Consider the following 14,685-nt stretch of genomic DNA (forward strand, 5'->3'; position numbering starts at 1 on the left):
ATGGCGACCGATTGAGAACTATCGCGCGCCCCCAAGGAACTGAAAGGCATCGATCGACGTCTGACGCAGATTATTCAAGATCACTCTCTGCGAATGAACCGGGTAATCGAAAACGTCCTGCACCTGCAGCGCCGCGAGCAAATGTCGCCGCTACGGCTCGACCTGAAATCACTGGAAATACTCGATAATGAAGCCCCAGCCCGCCATATCAAAGGCCTGGGGCTTTATCTGTCCGGCCAGCCGGGCGAAAGCATTCTGTCCCGCCTAGACTTCAAAGCACGCCAGGAAGACGGCTGCTTTTGCATGACCTATGCTCACGGACGAACCCCACGTTGAACACGAGACCACGACAAAAAGTCTTGATCGTCGATGACGAACCAGACATTCGCGAACTCTTGGAAATCACCCTGGGAAGGATGAAACTGGAGACGTTCAACGCCCGCAACGTCGGCGAAGCGCAATCCCTGCTCAAACGCGAAACCTTCGATCTATGCCTGACCGACATGCAGTTGCCGGACGGTACCGGCCTGGAGCTGGTGCAGCACATCCAGCAAAGCCACCCTCAGGTCCAGGTGGCAATGATCACTGCCTATGCCAGTCTCGAAACCGCGATCAATGTGCTCAAGGCCGGGGCATTCGACTTCCTGACCAAACCGGTGGACCTTACGCGCCTGCGTGAACTGGTCACCAGCGCCCTGCTGGTTCCTGCCCGCGGGGCTGGCATCAATCGATGTTTGTTGGGCGACTCATTACCCATGCGCAACCTGCGTAAACACATCACCAAACTGGCCAGCAGCCATGCGACGGTATACATCAGCGGAGAATCCGGCAGCGGCAAGGAGTTGGTCGCACGCCTGATCCACGATCAAAGCCCCCGCGCCAATCAGCCATTCATTGCGATCAACTGCGCGGCGATTCCTTCGGAACTGTTGGAGAGTGAGTTTTTCGGCCATCGCAAAGGTAGTTTCAGCGGCGCCATCGAAGACAAACCCGGCCTGTTCCAGACAGCTCACGGCGGCACGCTGCTCCTCGACGAAGTGGCTGACCTGCCGCTGACAATGCAAGTCAAACTGCTGCGCGCGATTCAGGAGAAAGCCGTACGCAGCGTCGGCGGGCAGCAGGAAGTGGCGGTGGATGTGCGCATTCTCTGCGCCACGCACAAGGACCTTGGCGCCGAAGTTGCCGCCGGACGATTTCGTCATGATCTTTACTACCGCTTGAACGTGATCGAACTCCCGGTGCCGCCCTTGCGCGAGCGTCGCGATGACATCGAAATGCTGGCCAGCCACATACTCAAGCGCCTGGCCGCCGATACCGGCCAACCTGCAACGAGACTCCACCCCCAGGCCCTCGATGCGCTGAAAAGCTATCGCTTCCCGGGCAATGTGCGGGAACTGGAAAACATGCTCGAACGGGCGCACACACTGTGTGAGAACAAACAGATCGAAGCCGGCGACCTGCGCCTGGCTGAAGGCAACTGCGGGGCTGAAGGTGGCGTGCCGGACCTGACCCGGATCGACAATCTGGAAACCTACCTGGAAAACGTCGAACGCCAACTGCTGCTCCAGGCCCTGGAGGAAACCCGCTGGAACCGCACGGCGGCGGCTCAGCGGTTGAATCTGTCATTCAGGTCGATGCGTTACAGGCTCAAGAAGTTGGGATTGGATTGATGCTTTAAAAAGATCGCAGCCTGCGGCAGCTCCTACCTGGGAGCGTACATTCTGCAGGAGCTGCCGCAGGCTGCGATCTTTTGTGCTTGCTTCAAAGTCTTCCGGCAGGCGCATAAGGCGCCGGATCAATAATCGGCGCCCGGCCCAGCATCACATCGGCAAACAACTGGCATGACGCTGGCGCCAACACCAGCCCGTTACGGTAATGCCCGCAGTTGAGCCAGAGCCCGTCAAACCCCGGCACAGGGCCGATATAAGGAATGCCCTCGGGTGATCCCGGGCGCAATCCGGCCCAATGCCCCACCACTTCAGCATCGACCAGCGCCGGGATCAATTCCACCGCGGACGCCTTCAGGCTTTCCAGTGCCGACCCGGTCGGCGTCTTGTCAAAGCCTTCATGCTCCAGCGTACTGCCGATCAGTATGTGCCCGTCGCGCCGGGGAATCGCATAACGGCCCTTGGCCAGGACCATGCTCGGCAGGAAATCCGCCGCACACTTGTAGAGAATCATCTGCCCTTTCACCGGCTCGACCGGCAGCGTCAGATCAAGAAGCTTGAGCAAATCACCGCTCCAGGCCCCCGCCGTCAGGACGACTTGATCGCCCAGGACAGTACCAGTGGAGGTCTGTACGCCGACCACTTTATTGCCGTCACGAACAAACCCGCTGACTTCGCACTGCTCATGAATCGTCACGTTCGGCAGCGCCAGCAACGCGGCCTTGAGTGACTTCACCAGACGCGGATTACGCACGTTGGCGACGTTGGCCATGTAGATCGCCCGGGAAAAACCGCTGCCCAGCACCGGCACGGCGTCATGGGCCGCCGAAATATCCACCGCACTCAACGGACGATTTTCCCGGGCGGCCCATGCCAGCGCTTCAGCCTCGTCATCCAGATCCAGCCAGTACAGACCAGTGGTGTGCACTTCAGGATCAACACCGGTGGCGGCAAACAAGCGCTCGCCCAGTTGCGGGTAGAAGTCCTGGGACCAGTGAGCCAACGCGGTGACCGCTGGGCTGTAGCGCCACGGGTAAAGCGGCGAAACGATGCCGCCACCGGCCCAGGACGACTCCTGGCCGACGCTCGAGCGATCCAGCAGCACAACGCTTTGCACTTCGGAGGCGAGATTGAAGGCCGTCAGCAATCCAATCACCCCACCGCCGACAATCACCACTTGCTGTTGCCTGGTCATGTTCTGATCCAATCGTTAAATAGACAGAGGGTACAAAAGGCACCCGAAAAAGAAACTCAGCGCCCCCAGCAGTCTTTGCTGGTCAGGCCGGATTTCGCGTTGACCATACCGAGCACACCGGTGTTGGTGATGGTCAGATCACCGCACTTGTCGGCGGCCATGCTCGAGTCAGCCTTGCGCACCGCCGTCAGCAGAAAGGTCTGGTCGGTCAGGGTCGGTGTGATGCTGTAGTAATCATTGCCGGCACTGAGGCCCGGCGCATCGGTGTAGGCATTTTTCTGCGAGTAGAAGCGCTCCAGGAGCTGCGTCTGCTCCGAGAGCAGACCGGCCACTTCTGCGCGACGGCCCTTGTTCAGGTACTCGGTGAAACTCGGGGCAGCAATGGTCATGACAATACCGATGATCGCAATCACGATCATGATTTCGATCAGGGTAAAACCGCGGTTGGAACTACGCATGCCTCAATTCTCACTCACTGTACTTGTCGCCACATGATGCGACGGCTGCCGCCGGATTTTTCCATCCCCGCAGTACCGTCGCCAGTGGAATCGTTCACGCCCCCGCCATTGTCGCTGGCGTCCTGGGTCGAATGCTCGCCGATAAAGATCACGCCATCGGATAGCGTGTCGCTGTTGTCGACCACGCCATCGGCGTTGCTGTCGAGCATCTTAACGCTGATCGCCTCCGGCAGCTTCAGGCAGACGGCTTTCAACCCCTGATTGCTGTGGTAAAAACCGTACCAGTTGCCATTGGCCAGACAGGTTGGCCGGTTCAGCGCTGGCGAATCCGCTGACGTGGCAGCGTGCGCCGACATCGACAGGTCAAGCGCGACTACGACATAGATCAGTTGTGACCATAACCTGACAGGTCGCTCAGTACTTCGCATAGATGCTCTCCACCACACTGCGCGAATGCCCTGCGATGCCGACCGCCGTTACCCGATACAAGGTCGCCGGGGTATTGATGGGCACATTCACCGCATTTCGGCTGACACCGATATTTTGCACGCCATAAAAGCCCTTGCCCGATGCAACCCAGGTCACGCCTGAAGAGGCGTTGAAACCGGCAGCGGTAATAGTCGAAGACTCGGACGGTGGTGCGCATTGAACGATGCCGCTACAAACAGGTAACGCATAACTGTCCCGCCGCACGGCACTCTCGCCCACCCGCAATGCGGCTTCGGCACTCTGGAACGACTGATTGCGCAAGGCGACGCCACCGGCCATTTTTTCCTGCAGGGTAGCGCTCTGCATCGATGAAAGACCAATCAACGTCAGCAAGAGCAGGAACACCAGACTGACCAACAGTGCCATGCCGCGCTGGGTATCACACGTCATGGGAGACCGACTCATTGGCACCCTCTCATGGCAAGCGGTTGCGCAGAGCGGCAACCACGTTGAAGGTTTGATCGCTCACCCGGTGATTCGGATCGAAGAGGGTCAGGCTCAGGCGAACGCTACGAATCAGCGCGGGGTCCGGCGGGTTGCTACTGTAGCGCGAGGCAGCCAGATCAGTGGCTGTACTGGCCAGGCCGAAGCTCACGTCGAAAGCGCTGACGTTGTCCACCAATACCTGGTCTGCTGCGGCCCCGCCTTTCATCAGCAGTTGGTTGTTGCTGAAGCTGTAAATCAGCCGCCGGATCGGAAAGGCCAGTTGCCCTGCCACTGGCGTCCGACCTTCACTGTAGGCCGTCGAATTGGTTCGACAATCGGAAAGCACGGTCCAGTCCGGCTTGCCGCCATTGCCGCCGACATCCGCCGTAACCAGCGTCAACTTGCGGCCGCCGTTGTCCCAACGGATCGGTGCTAGCTGACTGGCATGGAAATCACCTTTCTCACTTGAATCGGTGATCGTTTCCAGACAACCGAACATCCCGACCATGCGGACTTCCTGAATCATTTTGCTCAACACGAAACGTGCGTCCTCCTGCATGTTCGCGGCCGCGTTCTGGCTGAGATAAGTGTTCTTGGCTGCGATAAAAACCTGTACCACGCCCAGCACCACAACCAGGCTCAAAGCCATGGCGATCAGCAGCTCGACCAGGCCAAACCCCTTGCTGCGGCGACTCACGGGGTCACCACCGGATCAATGGCCGTGCGACTGGTCAGGACGAAGCTGCGCCGCGAGTCGGCGGCCTTCGCAGCCCGTGAGTCGTCCCAGGTTATCGTGATGGTGTACACCTTCTGATTGACGGTGACACTGCCCGTCGCGGAGGCACCGAGTGAACTGACAATGCTGGCGTTGAAATCAAACAGGTCCTGATCCCGGGTAACGTCCGGATTGCCCGAAGCCGGCGGCGCAATCGTGTAATCCGCAGCGGCGTTGGCGCGAATGCGGTCCATCAGGTCGTAGGCGATAAAACTGGCCTGACTGGTCATGCGCGCGCTGTCCGTGTATTTCAACGCATTGAGCTGAAACGCCGCTGCCCCCAGCAACCCCACTCCCAGAATGACTAACGCCACCAGGACTTCGATCAGCGTCATGCCCTCTTGCGTGCGCTTGCTCCCTGCTTTCATCCGCAATTTCCACCCAATAGAATTCGTCCGTTCAAACACACCGTCAGCGTCCTGCCTTGTGCTCCCCGCCCATAGCTGATCACCACCTCTGAGGACGGTGATGACAATCCGCCCATACTGTTGAAATCGATGAAAGTCAGGCCTGAGGTTAGCGCCAGAGTTGCGCTGCTGCTCATCGCCGGAACAACCCGCAATACATTGGCCAAAGCGCCCGTACCGTCGTAAACCGCCAGCTCCCCGCTCCAGGCATCCCCACCGGCCGTCGGGCGCACCCGTGTGGTGTTGCCCCGATCGATGGCTTCGAGCCGGGCAAAACTCAGGGCTCGTCGCAGGTCAGCGATTTCAGTATCAGCCCTGGTTGTTTGCGTCGAGCGGGTAAACGCCGGAACAGCCAGAGTCAGCAAAATCAGAAGGATCGCGAGCGCGACCAGCAACTCGATCAGCGTGAAACCTTTTGTAGGATGATCCATCGGGGCCTTCTGTTTCCTTCAGCTATACCTGCCCTTACGCGGCACAACATTCGAGCGATGCGGTGCGTTTGCGTTGGCATTTCTCGCGCAGGGATTGCGCGAGCCACAGCACGCCACGGAGGGATATGTCATGCGGCAACAAGGCTTCAGCCTGATCGAACTGCTCATGGGACTGGCAATTACGGGAATTGTTCTGCATTTGGTCAGCCCGACATACGGAGCACTCATCGAGTCGAACCAAAGAGAGCAAGCGGCACAGGCTCTATCCAGCGGTATTCGCACCGCCCGGACTGAAGCCATCGTCCGCAACCAGGCCGTGGTGATTCACGGCATCAATGGCGACTGGAGCCAAGGCTGGCGGATGATTCTGGATATCAGCGGCAAGGGGGAAATGGACAGCGACAATCCACTGCTGGCCGAACGCCAGAGCGGCGCACGAGTGTCGATTGTGGGGAACGGTACGGTCGAAAGCTCAATACGCTTCAGAGGTCAGGGCGAGCCACTGTTTGGAGGGACATTGCACATTTGCGCCGTTCGCGACCCGGTGAGCCAACATCAAGTGGTGTTGGCACGGACCGGTCGCGTCAGCCTGCGCAACGACAAGGCTGAGCAGGCGTTATGCAAAGAAAGGAATAAATTCAGAGCAACGAGCGAACGCGCAGTTCTTTAGGCATCGAGAACGTGATGTTCTCCTCGCGACCGGCCAGTTCATCGGCACCGGTAGCCCCCCAGGCCTGCAACTGCTGGATCACGCCGCGCACCAGGACTTCCGGGGCAGAGGCGCCAGCGGTGATGCCGATATGCTCGACACCGTCGAACCAGCTCTTTTGCAGGTCTTCGGCACCGTCGATCAGGTAGGCCGGAGTGGACATGCGTTCCGCCAATTCGCGCAAGCGATTGGAGTTGGAGCTGTTCGGGCTGCCGACCACCAGCACCACGTCGCACTCGTCGGCCAGTTGCTTGACCGCGTCCTGACGGTTTTGCGTGGCATAGCAAATGTCGTCCTTGCGCGGCCCACCGATGGCCGGGAAGCGCGAACGCAGAGCGTCTATAACGCGGCTGGTATCGTCCATCGACAAGGTGGTCTGGGTCACGAAGGCGAGCGTTTCAGGGTTGTTCACCTGCAACGCCGCGACATCTTTCTCGTCTTCGACCAGGTAGATCGCGCCACCACTGCTGGCATCGTACTGGCCCATGGTGCCTTCGACTTCCGGGTGACCGGCGTGGCCGATGAGAATGCACTCTCGGCCGTCACGGCTGTAGCGCGCCACCTCAATGTGGACTTTGGTCACCAGCGGGCACGTGGCGTCGAACACTTTCAGCCCACGGCCAGCCGCTTCGCTGCGCACAGCCTGGGAAACGCCGTGGGCACTGAAGATCACAATGACGTCGTCCGGCACCTGGTCCAGCTCTTCGACGAAGATCGCACCACGGGAGCGCAGGTCTTCGACGACAAACTTGTTGTGAACCACTTCATGGCGCACGTAGATCGGTGGCCCGAAGACTTCCAGGGCGCGGTTGACGATTTCGATCGCCCGGTCCACACCGGCGCAGAAGCCACGGGGATTGGCGAGTTTGATTTGCATGCTGTGCCTCGTGTCTTGCCCTGTAGGAGCGAGCTTGCTCGCGAAATCCTAAAGGACACCGCGTTAATTCAGAAGAACGCGTATTCGTTAACGATCATCGCGAGCAAGCTCGCTCCCACTGAAAAGCAGTTACAGCGCTTTGACGGAAATGATTTCCACGTCAAAGGTCAGCGTCTTGCCAGCCAGCGGGTGGTTGAAGTCGATGGTAACTTGCGCATCATCGAACTCTTTCACCACGCCTGGCAATTCAGTATTGGCCGCATCGTTGAAGATCACCAGCAAGCCAGGCGACAGTTCCATGTCCTGGAACTGCGAGCGCGGGATGATCTGCACGTTTTGCGGGTTCGGCTGGCCGAAAGCGTTTTCCGGCTCGATGCTCAGCGTACGCTTGTCACCGGCCTTGAAACCGAACAGGGCCGCTTCGAAACCTGGCAACAGGTTGCCGTCACCGACCTTGAAGGTCGCCGGGGCCTTGTCGAAGGTGCTGTCCACGGTGTCGCCGTTCTCCAGGCGCAATGCGAAATGCAAGGTGACTTCCGTGTTCTGGCCGATGCGTTGCTCAGCCAATACCTGTTCAGTCATGAACGGTTTCTCCGGTCTTTTTACTTTTGAACATATCCAGTGCCAGCATGACAGCACCAACCGTGATTGCACTGTCGGCAAAGTTGAACGCCGGGAAATACCAGCGGTTCTGCCAATGCACCAGAATGAAATCGATCACATGGCCCAGGGCAATGCGGTCATACAGATTGCCCAGTGCGCCGCCGAGTACCAGTGCCAGCGCAACCGCCAGCCAGGTCTCGTTGCGCCCCAGACGCTTGAGCCACACCACCAGCACCGCACTGACCACGACAGCGATCAACGCGAACAGCCAGCGCTGCCAGCCGGAGCTGTCAGCCAGAAAGCTGAACGCCGCACCGGTGTTATAAGCCAGGGTCCAGCTGAAGTAATCGGGGATCACCACGATTTGCTGGTACATCGCAAGCGAGCCTTCGAAGTAGAACTTGCTGGCCTGGTCGATGACCARGACCAGCAAACTCAACCAGAGCCAGCTCAGCCGTCCGAAACGGCCAACGGCATTAGGCATAGTGACGGACCTCGCCAGCGCCGCTGATGTTATCCACGCAACGGCCGCAGATTTCCGGATGCTCCGGGTTCACACCGACGTCTTCACGGCAGTGCCAGCAACGGGCGCACTTGGCGAAGGCCGACTTGACGATCTTCAGCTTCAGGCCGCTGACTTCGGTGACCACGGCATCGGCCGGTGCCTGCACCAATGGCGCGACACTGGCGGTCGAAGTGATCAGCACGAAGCGCAGTTCGTTGCTCAGCTTGGCCAGGTCGGCAGTCAGCGCATCTTCGGCGAACAGCGTCACTTCGGCTTGCAGGTTGCCACCGACAGCCTTGGCCGCGCGCTGGATTTCCATTTCCTTGTTGACCGCGACCTTGACCGCCATGATCCGGTCCCAGTAAGCGCGATCCAGCTCGAAGCCTTGCGGCAATTCGGTCAGGCCTTCGTACCAGGTGTTGAGCATGACCGACTCGTTACGCTCGCCCGGCAGGTACTGCCACAGTTCGTCGGCGGTGAACGCCAGGATCGGCGCGATCCAGCGCACCAACGCCTCGCAGATGTGGAACAGCGCGGTCTGGCACGAACGACGGGCCTTGCTGTCGGCGCCAGTGGTGTACTGACGGTCCTTGATGATGTCGAGGTAGAAGCCGCCCAGTTCCTGCACGCAGAAGTTGTGGATCTTCGAGTACACGTTCCAGAAGCGGTATTCGCCGTAGTGCTCTTGCAGCTCGCGTTGCAGCAGCAGGGTACGGTCTACGGCCCAACGGTCCAGAGCTAACATTTCTTCGGCTGGCAGCAGGTCGGTGGCCGGGTTGAAGCCAGTCAGGTTCGAAAGCAGGAAACGCGCGGTGTTACGGATACGCCGGTAGGCGTCCGCACTGCGTTGCAGGATCTGCTCGGAAACCGCCATTTCGCCCGAATAGTCGGTCGAAGCAACCCACAGACGCATGATATCGGCGCCCAGGGTGTCGTTGACTTTCTGTGGCGCGATCACGTTGCCCAAAGACTTGGACATCTTGCGGCCGGACTCGTCGACCGTGAAGCCGTGAGTCAGCAGTTCGCGATACGGTGCGTGGTTGTCGATGGCGCAACCGGTCAGCAGCGACGAGTGGAACCAGCCACGGTGTTGGTCCGAGCCTTCCAGGTACAGGTCGGCGCGCGGGCCGGTTTCGTGGCCCATCGGGTGCGAACCGCGCAGGACGTGCCAGTGCGTGGTACCCGAGTCGAACCAGACGTCCAGGGTGTCGCTGATCTTGTCGTATTGCGGCGCTTCATCGCCCAGCAGCTCGGCGGCGTCCAGCTTGAACCAGGCTTCGATGCCTTCTACTTCAACGCGCTTGGCAACGATTTCCATCAGCTCGACGGTACGTGGGTGCAGCTCACCGCTTTCCTTGTTCAGGAAGAACGGGATCGGCACGCCCCAATTGCGCTGACGGGAAATGCACCAGTCCGGACGATTGGCGATCATCGAGTGCAGGCGCGCCTGGCCCCAGGCCGGAACGAACTGGGTCTCTTCGATGGCTTTGAGCGAGCGCTGGCGCAGGGTGTCGCCGGTGGTCGGCTGCTTGTCCATGCCGATGAACCACTGCGCGGTGGCGCGGTAGATCAGCGGGGTCTTGTGGCGCCAGCAGTGCATGTAGCTGTGTTCAATGATAGTGGTGTGCAGCAGCGCACCGACTTCGGTCAGCTTGTCGACGATGGCCGGGTTGGCCTTCCAGATGAACTGGCCACCGAAGAACTCCAGCGACGGTACGTAAACGCCGTTGCTTTGTACCGGGTTGAGGATGTCGTCGTTGACCATGCCGTACTTCTTGCAGGTCACGAAGTCGTCTACGCCGTAGGCCGGAGCGGAGTGAACCACACCGGTGCCGGCGCCCAGTTCAACGTAGTCGGCCAGGTAAACCGGCGACAGACGGTCGTAGAACGGGTGACGGAAGTTGATCAGTTCCAGCGCCGAACCGGAGGCAGTAGCGATTACCGAACCTTCCAGCGAGTAGCGCGCCAGGCACGACTCGACCAGCTCTTCGGCCAACACCAGCAGTTTGTCGCCGGCATCGACCAGGGCGTAGTTGAATTCCGGGTGGACGTTCAGCGCCTGGTTGGCCGGGATGGTCCACGGGGTGGTGGTCCAGATCACGATCGAGGCAGGCTTGGCCAGCGATGGCAGACCGAAGGCGGCAGCCAGTTTGGCTTCATCGGCAATCGGGAAGGCCACGTCGATGGTCGAGGACTTCTTGTTCTCGTACTCGACTTCCGCCTCGGCCAGGGCCGAACCGCAGTCGAAGCACCAGTTAACAGGCTTCAAGCCCTTGAACACGAAACCGCCCTTGACGATTTCGGCCAGGGCACGGATTTCCCCGGCCTCGTTCTTGAAGTCCATGGTCTTGTACGGGTTGGCGAAGTCGCCCAGCACACCCAGACGGATGAACTCGGACTTCTGCCCTTCGATCTGCTCGGTGGCGTAGGCCCGGCACAGTTCGCGGGTCTTGTCTGCACCCAGGTTCTTGCCGTGGGTCACTTCGACTTTGTGCTCGATCGGCAGGCCATGACAATCCCAACCCGGGACATAAGGCGCGTCGAAGCCCGACAGGGTCTTCGAACGAATGATCATGTCCTTGAGAATCTTGTTCAGCGCATGACCGATGTGAATCGAGCCGTTGGCGTACGGAGGGCCGTCGTGCAATACGAACTTCGGACGATCCTTGCCAATCTCGCGCAACTTTCCGTACAGGCCAATGCTGTCCCAGCGCTGCAGAATCTGCGGTTCGCGCTGAGGCAGGCCGGCCTTCATTGGGAAGGCGGTGTCCGGAAGGTTTAGCGTGGCTTTATAGTCGGTCATTTAAGGCTCTTCATTAGCGATGGGCGCTAGGTGCGGCTAGTGCACGGGCGGCGGCGACATCCGCGTTGATCGCCGTTTTCAACGCCTCCAGAGAGGCGAAACGCTGCTCTTCACGCAGCTTGTGGTGGAAAACCACCGTTAAACGCCGGTCATACAGATCGCCGGCAAAATCTAAAAGATGTATTTCGAGGTGGGCCTTGCCATCACCTTGAACCGTGGGCCGCACGCCGATATTGGCGACGCCGGGCCAGGTCTTGCCGTCGATGTCGACGTTGACCAGGTAAACCCCGGAAAGCGGAACGCGACGGCGCTTGAGTTGTATGTTGGCCGTGGGCGTACCCAACTGGCGAGCCAGTTTCTGGCCGTGCAGCACCCGCCCGGTAATCTGGAACGGCCGACCGAGCAGTCGCTCGGCCAAGGCAAAATCAGCTGCAGCCAGGGCATTGCGGACCTGAGTGCTGCTGACGCGAATACCGTCCAGCTCAACGGTTTGCGCCGCCTCGACGGTAAAGCCCTGAACGATGCCGGCTTGTTGCAGGAAATCGAAATCCCCTACGCGGTCGCAGCCGAACCGGAAGTCGTCACCGACTTCAAGGTGCTGTACGCCAAGGCCGTCCACCAGGATGGTATCAACGAATTCGCTGGCGCTGAGCTTGCTCAGCCGCTGGTTGAAGGCCAGGCACAGGACGCGGTCGACACCTTCGTCGGCCAGCAGCTGCAGTTTGTCCCGCAGCCGGGCCAGACGGGCCGGGGCCGTGTCCGGGGCGAAAAATTCTCGCGGCTGCGGCTCGAAAATCACAACGCAGCTGGGCACGCCCAACTCGAGCGCACGTTCACGCAGCCGCGCCAGGATAGCCTGGTGACCACGGTGAACACCGTCAAAGTTGCCAATAGTGGCGACACAGCCCCGATGCTGGGGGCGCAGATTGTGGAGGCCTCGAACCAGCTGCATAACGCGCTTCTTGCTCATAAAGTGGTCGATTATAACCACACCCGGCGGCCGACGACAGGCAACACCGTAACCCAAAGTGATCGAGCCGACAAAACTGTCGGCTCGCCCGTGTTTATCGAAGCCAGAACCTCTATTCCAGCGTCTTGCGATTGAAGTCGCGCAAACGGAAACCCATCAACACTAACATGCCGAAATAAGCCACTACACCCGCCGCCACCAACGCCCCCAGACGCAAGAAGCGCTCGAGCATATGTCCCTGATCCCAGGCTGGCATAAAGTGCATCACACCCAACAATACCGCGGACATCACCGCCACCGCGACCAGCAGTTTGAACGCGAACTTCGCCCAGCCCGGCTGCGGCTGGTACATCTGCTGTTTGCGCAGTTGATAGAACAGCAAACCGGCATTGAGGCAGGCGCCAGCACTGATCGCCAAGGCCAGGCCCGCGTGAGCCAGCGGCCCGATCAGCATCAAGTTGAACAACTGGGTGACCACCAGGGTGAAAATCGCAATTTTTACCGGTGTGCGGATGTTTTGTTGCGCATAAAAGCCGGGGGCCAGCACTTTGATCACGATAATCCCGAGCAAACCGACCGAATAAGCGATCAGGGCACGCTGGGTCATYGATGCATCAAACGCATTGAACTGGCCGTACTGGAACAAGGAAACCGTCAACGGCTCCGCCAGAATCCCCAATGCCAGCGAGCAAGGCAGCACCAATACGAAGCACAGGCGCAGCCCCCAGTCGAGGATGCGCGAATACTCGTGACGATCCTTGTTGGCGTAGGTCTTGGCCAGGGTCGGCAGCAGAATCGTCCCCAGCGCGACGCCCAACACGCCGGACGGTAGCTCCATCAAACGGTCGGCGTAGTACATCCACGACACGGAACCGGCAACCAGGAACGAAGCGAAGATGGTGTTGATGATCAGCGAAATCTGGCTAACCGAGACACCGAGGATTGCTGGCAGCATTTGCTTCATTACGCGCCAGACGCCGGTGTCGCGCAGGTTCAGGCGTGGCAGCACCAGCATGCCGATCTTTTTCAGGTGCGGCAGTTGATAGAGCAACTGCGCCAGGCCACCCGTCAGAACCGCCCAGCCGAGCGCCATTACGGGCGGATCGAAATACGGCGTCAAAAACACCGAAAAGATGATCATGCTGACGTTCAGCAGGGTCGGCACGAACGCTGGCACCGAAAAGCGATTCCAGGTATTGAGGATCGCGCCAGCCAACGACGACAGGGAAATCAACAGGATGTAGGGAAAGGTCACCCGCAGCAGACTGGAGGTCAGCTCGAATTTTTCCGGCGTGTTGGTGAAACCCGGCGCGGTCACCCAGATGACCCACGGCGCGGCAATCATGCCCAACACGGTAACCAGCGCCAGCACCAGCGTCAGCAGGCCCGAGACGTAGGCAATGAAGGTTCGGGTCGCTTCCTCGCCCTTCTGGCTTTTGTATTCGGCAAGAATCGGCACGAACGCCTGGGAAAACGCCCCTTCGGCAAAGATCCGCCGCAGCAGATTGGGCAGTTTGAAGGCGATAAAGAAGGCGTCGGTCGCCATTCCCGCGCCAAATGCGCGCGCGATGAGGGTGTCCCGAACAAATCCCAGAACCCGGGAAAGCATCGTGATAGAGCTGACGGCGGCCAACGATTTGAGCAGATTCATGGAAAGAGTTTGTGCCTGTCGATAAACAGCAGGCGAACTACGCGCCTACTTATGCGATACTCCGCGCCGCAACAGCACAGAGCCAAAGCTCGCGAGTTTACAGGTCGCACGCTGGAAAGAAATCTCCAAGCTTGCTTCACCTACCACTTAGCGGAACGTCTCAACCGCCCTTGACAAGAACTCAACTCATCGGCATGATTCGCGGCCTATTTTGTTTGCTATTTCCTAAAAAGTCTTTCGAGGAGCTCGACGGTGGCCAACTCACCTTCCGCCAAAAAACGTGCAAAACAGGCTGAGAAGCGTCGCAGCCACAACGCCAGCCTGCGTTCCATGGTTCGTACCTACATCAAGAATGTAGTTAAGGCCATCGACGCAAAAGACGCTGCCAAAGCTCAAGCCGCTTACGTTCTGGCTGTGCCAGTTATCGACCGTATGGCCGATAAAGGCATCATCCACAAGAACAAGGCCGCTCGTCATAAGAGCCGCCTGAATGGCCACGTCAAGGCCCTGAACGTTGCCGCTGCCGCCTAAGCGACTCGTTCATTAAAAAACCGACCTCATGGTCGGTTTTTTATTGCCTGCGATTTGATGGGCGCATAAAAAACTGTAGGAGCGAGCTTGCTCGCGATGACGGATTAACATTCAGCATCTACATTGGCTGGATGTCCACTATCGCGAGCAAGCTCGCTCCTACAGTTTTTTATGCGCCCATCAAATCG

17 protein-coding genes and 1 pseudogene are annotated in these 14,685 nt (G+C 59.2%); 5 read left to right on the top strand and 13 right to left on the bottom strand.

Features of this window, described 5'->3' with window-relative positions; all coding sequences use genetic code 11:
- Positions 1–15 precede the first annotated feature (15 nt).
- Both AC1DVH_RS10260 and AC1DVH_RS10265 read left to right on the top strand, forming a co-directional pair.
- A pseudogene (locus AC1DVH_RS10260) lies at positions 16–336 on the top strand (hypothetical protein); the annotation flags it as partial.
- Complete coding sequence (locus AC1DVH_RS10265) at positions 333–1,670, top strand: sigma-54-dependent transcriptional regulator (protein ID WP_477753703.1); 1,338 nt, start codon at positions 333–335, stop codon at positions 1,668–1,670. The pseudogene AC1DVH_RS10260 and the gene AC1DVH_RS10265, both read left to right, overlap by 4 nt.
- A 91-nt stretch (positions 1,671–1,761) precedes the next feature.
- Here the strand turns inward: AC1DVH_RS10265 and thiO are convergent, their stop codons facing one another.
- Genes thiO through AC1DVH_RS10300 form a run of 7 tightly spaced genes read right to left on the bottom strand, consistent with a single transcriptional unit; the run spans position 1,762 to position 5,848 of the window.
- Entirely contained in the window at positions 1,762–2,862 is a 1,101-nt protein-coding gene (thiO, locus tag AC1DVH_RS10270; protein ID WP_477753704.1) for a glycine oxidase ThiO, read from the bottom strand.
- Positions 2,863–2,918: 56 nt separating this feature from the next.
- Entirely contained in the window at positions 2,919–3,320 is a 402-nt protein-coding gene (locus AC1DVH_RS10275; protein ID WP_477753705.1) for a type IV pilin protein, read from the bottom strand.
- Positions 3,321–3,334: 14 nt separating this feature from the next.
- On the bottom strand, positions 3,335–3,748 hold the full coding sequence (locus AC1DVH_RS10280; RefSeq protein WP_477753706.1) for a hypothetical protein: 414 nt from the start codon (positions 3,746–3,748) through the stop codon (positions 3,335–3,337).
- Positions 3,735–4,214 carry a pilus assembly PilX family protein gene (locus tag AC1DVH_RS10285; RefSeq protein WP_477753707.1) on the bottom strand — a complete coding sequence of 160 codons (480 nt, stop codon included), beginning with the start codon at positions 4,212–4,214 and terminating at the stop codon, positions 3,735–3,737. Before AC1DVH_RS10285 ends, AC1DVH_RS10280 begins: the two co-directional genes overlap by 14 nt.
- A 10-nt stretch (positions 4,215–4,224) precedes the next feature.
- Positions 4,225–4,932 (bottom strand): PilW family protein, encoded by a 708-nt coding sequence (locus AC1DVH_RS10290; RefSeq protein ID WP_477753708.1) that lies wholly within the window; start codon positions 4,930–4,932, stop codon positions 4,225–4,227.
- Positions 4,929–5,378, bottom strand: a complete 450-nt coding sequence (pilV, locus tag AC1DVH_RS10295; RefSeq protein ID WP_477753709.1) for a type IV pilus modification protein PilV — start codon at positions 5,376–5,378, stop codon at positions 4,929–4,931. Before pilV ends, AC1DVH_RS10290 begins: the two co-directional genes overlap by 4 nt.
- Positions 5,375–5,848: a GspH/FimT family pseudopilin gene (locus AC1DVH_RS10300; RefSeq protein WP_477753710.1), complete on the bottom strand. Its 474-nt coding sequence runs from the start codon at positions 5,846–5,848 to the stop codon at positions 5,375–5,377. Before AC1DVH_RS10300 ends, pilV begins: the two co-directional genes overlap by 4 nt.
- A gap of 130 nt (positions 5,849–5,978) precedes the next feature.
- On the opposite strand from AC1DVH_RS10300, the gene AC1DVH_RS10305 reads away from it, so the two are divergent.
- Positions 5,979–6,518: a GspH/FimT family pseudopilin gene (locus AC1DVH_RS10305; RefSeq protein ID WP_477753711.1), complete on the top strand. Its 540-nt coding sequence runs from the start codon at positions 5,979–5,981 to the stop codon at positions 6,516–6,518.
- Here AC1DVH_RS10305 and ispH read toward each other — a convergent pair.
- The 5 genes from ispH to ribF form a co-directional block, all read right to left on the bottom strand.
- Positions 6,487–7,434: a 4-hydroxy-3-methylbut-2-enyl diphosphate reductase gene (ispH, locus tag AC1DVH_RS10310; protein ID WP_477753712.1), complete on the bottom strand. Its 948-nt coding sequence runs from the start codon at positions 7,432–7,434 to the stop codon at positions 6,487–6,489. The two genes, AC1DVH_RS10305 and ispH, sit on opposite strands and share 32 nt — an antisense overlap.
- Before the next feature lie 129 nt (positions 7,435–7,563).
- Positions 7,564–8,001, bottom strand: a complete 438-nt coding sequence (gene fkpB / locus AC1DVH_RS10315) for an FKBP-type peptidyl-prolyl cis-trans isomerase (RefSeq protein ID WP_172435403.1) — start codon at positions 7,999–8,001, stop codon at positions 7,564–7,566.
- A gap of 7 nt (positions 8,002–8,008) precedes the next feature.
- Entirely contained in the window at positions 8,009–8,521 is a 513-nt protein-coding gene (gene lspA, locus AC1DVH_RS10320) for a signal peptidase II (protein WP_477753713.1), read from the bottom strand.
- On the bottom strand, positions 8,514–11,345 hold the full coding sequence (ileS, locus tag AC1DVH_RS10325) for an isoleucine--tRNA ligase (protein WP_477753714.1): 2,832 nt from the start codon (positions 11,343–11,345) through the stop codon (positions 8,514–8,516). Before ileS ends, lspA begins: the two co-directional genes overlap by 8 nt.
- Before the next feature lie 13 nt (positions 11,346–11,358).
- On the bottom strand, positions 11,359–12,297 hold the full coding sequence (ribF, locus tag AC1DVH_RS10330) for a bifunctional riboflavin kinase/FAD synthetase (RefSeq protein WP_477753715.1): 939 nt from the start codon (positions 12,295–12,297) through the stop codon (positions 11,359–11,361).
- On the opposite strand from ribF, the gene AC1DVH_RS10335 reads away from it, so the two are divergent.
- A complete protein-coding gene (locus AC1DVH_RS10335) occupies positions 12,205–12,450 on the top strand; it encodes a hypothetical protein (protein ID WP_458237013.1) in 246 nt (81 codons plus the stop codon). The genes ribF and AC1DVH_RS10335 overlap by 93 nt on opposite strands.
- On the opposite strand, the gene murJ is transcribed toward AC1DVH_RS10335, so the two are convergent.
- Positions 12,428–13,966, bottom strand: a complete 1,539-nt coding sequence (gene murJ / locus AC1DVH_RS10340) for a murein biosynthesis integral membrane protein MurJ (protein ID WP_477753716.1) — start codon at positions 13,964–13,966, stop codon at positions 12,428–12,430. The genes AC1DVH_RS10335 and murJ overlap by 23 nt on opposite strands.
- 252 nt (positions 13,967–14,218) lie before the next feature.
- Here murJ and rpsT point away from each other — a divergent pair, with 252 nt between their 5' ends.
- Positions 14,219–14,497 (top strand): 30S ribosomal protein S20, encoded by a 279-nt coding sequence (rpsT, locus tag AC1DVH_RS10345; protein ID WP_007970922.1) that lies wholly within the window; start codon positions 14,219–14,221, stop codon positions 14,495–14,497.
- The last annotated feature ends 188 nt before the right edge of the window (positions 14,498–14,685 follow it).

The organism is Pseudomonas sp. P4_C3, assembly GCF_056402075.1.

Bases quoted from the DNA above. Each gene is read 5' to 3' on its own strand.
- thiO (WP_477753704.1), bottom strand. From the start codon at position 2,862: ATGACCAGGCAACAGCAAGTGGTGATTGTCGGCGGTGGGGTGATTGGA.
- AC1DVH_RS10275 (WP_477753705.1), bottom strand. From the start codon at position 3,320: ATGCGTAGTTCCAACCGCGGTTTTACCCTGATCGAAATCATGATCGTG.
- AC1DVH_RS10280 (WP_477753706.1), bottom strand. From the start codon at position 3,748: ATGCGAAGTACTGAGCGACCTGTCAGGTTATGGTCACAACTGATCTAT.
- AC1DVH_RS10285 (WP_477753707.1), bottom strand. From the start codon at position 4,214: ATGAGTCGGTCTCCCATGACGTGTGATACCCAGCGCGGCATGGCACTG.
- pilV (WP_477753709.1), bottom strand. From the start codon at position 5,378: ATGAAAGCAGGGAGCAAGCGCACGCAAGAGGGCATGACGCTGATCGAA.
- AC1DVH_RS10300 (WP_477753710.1), bottom strand. From the start codon at position 5,848: ATGGATCATCCTACAAAAGGTTTCACGCTGATCGAGTTGCTGGTCGCG.
- AC1DVH_RS10305 (WP_477753711.1), top strand. From the start codon at position 5,979: ATGCGGCAACAAGGCTTCAGCCTGATCGAACTGCTCATGGGACTGGCA.
- ispH (WP_477753712.1), bottom strand. From the start codon at position 7,434: ATGCAAATCAAACTCGCCAATCCCCGTGGCTTCTGCGCCGGTGTGGAC.
- ileS (WP_477753714.1), bottom strand. From the start codon at position 11,345: ATGACCGACTATAAAGCCACGCTAAACCTTCCGGACACCGCCTTCCCA.
- ribF (WP_477753715.1), bottom strand. From the start codon at position 12,297: ATGCAGCTGGTTCGAGGCCTCCACAATCTGCGCCCCCAGCATCGGGGC.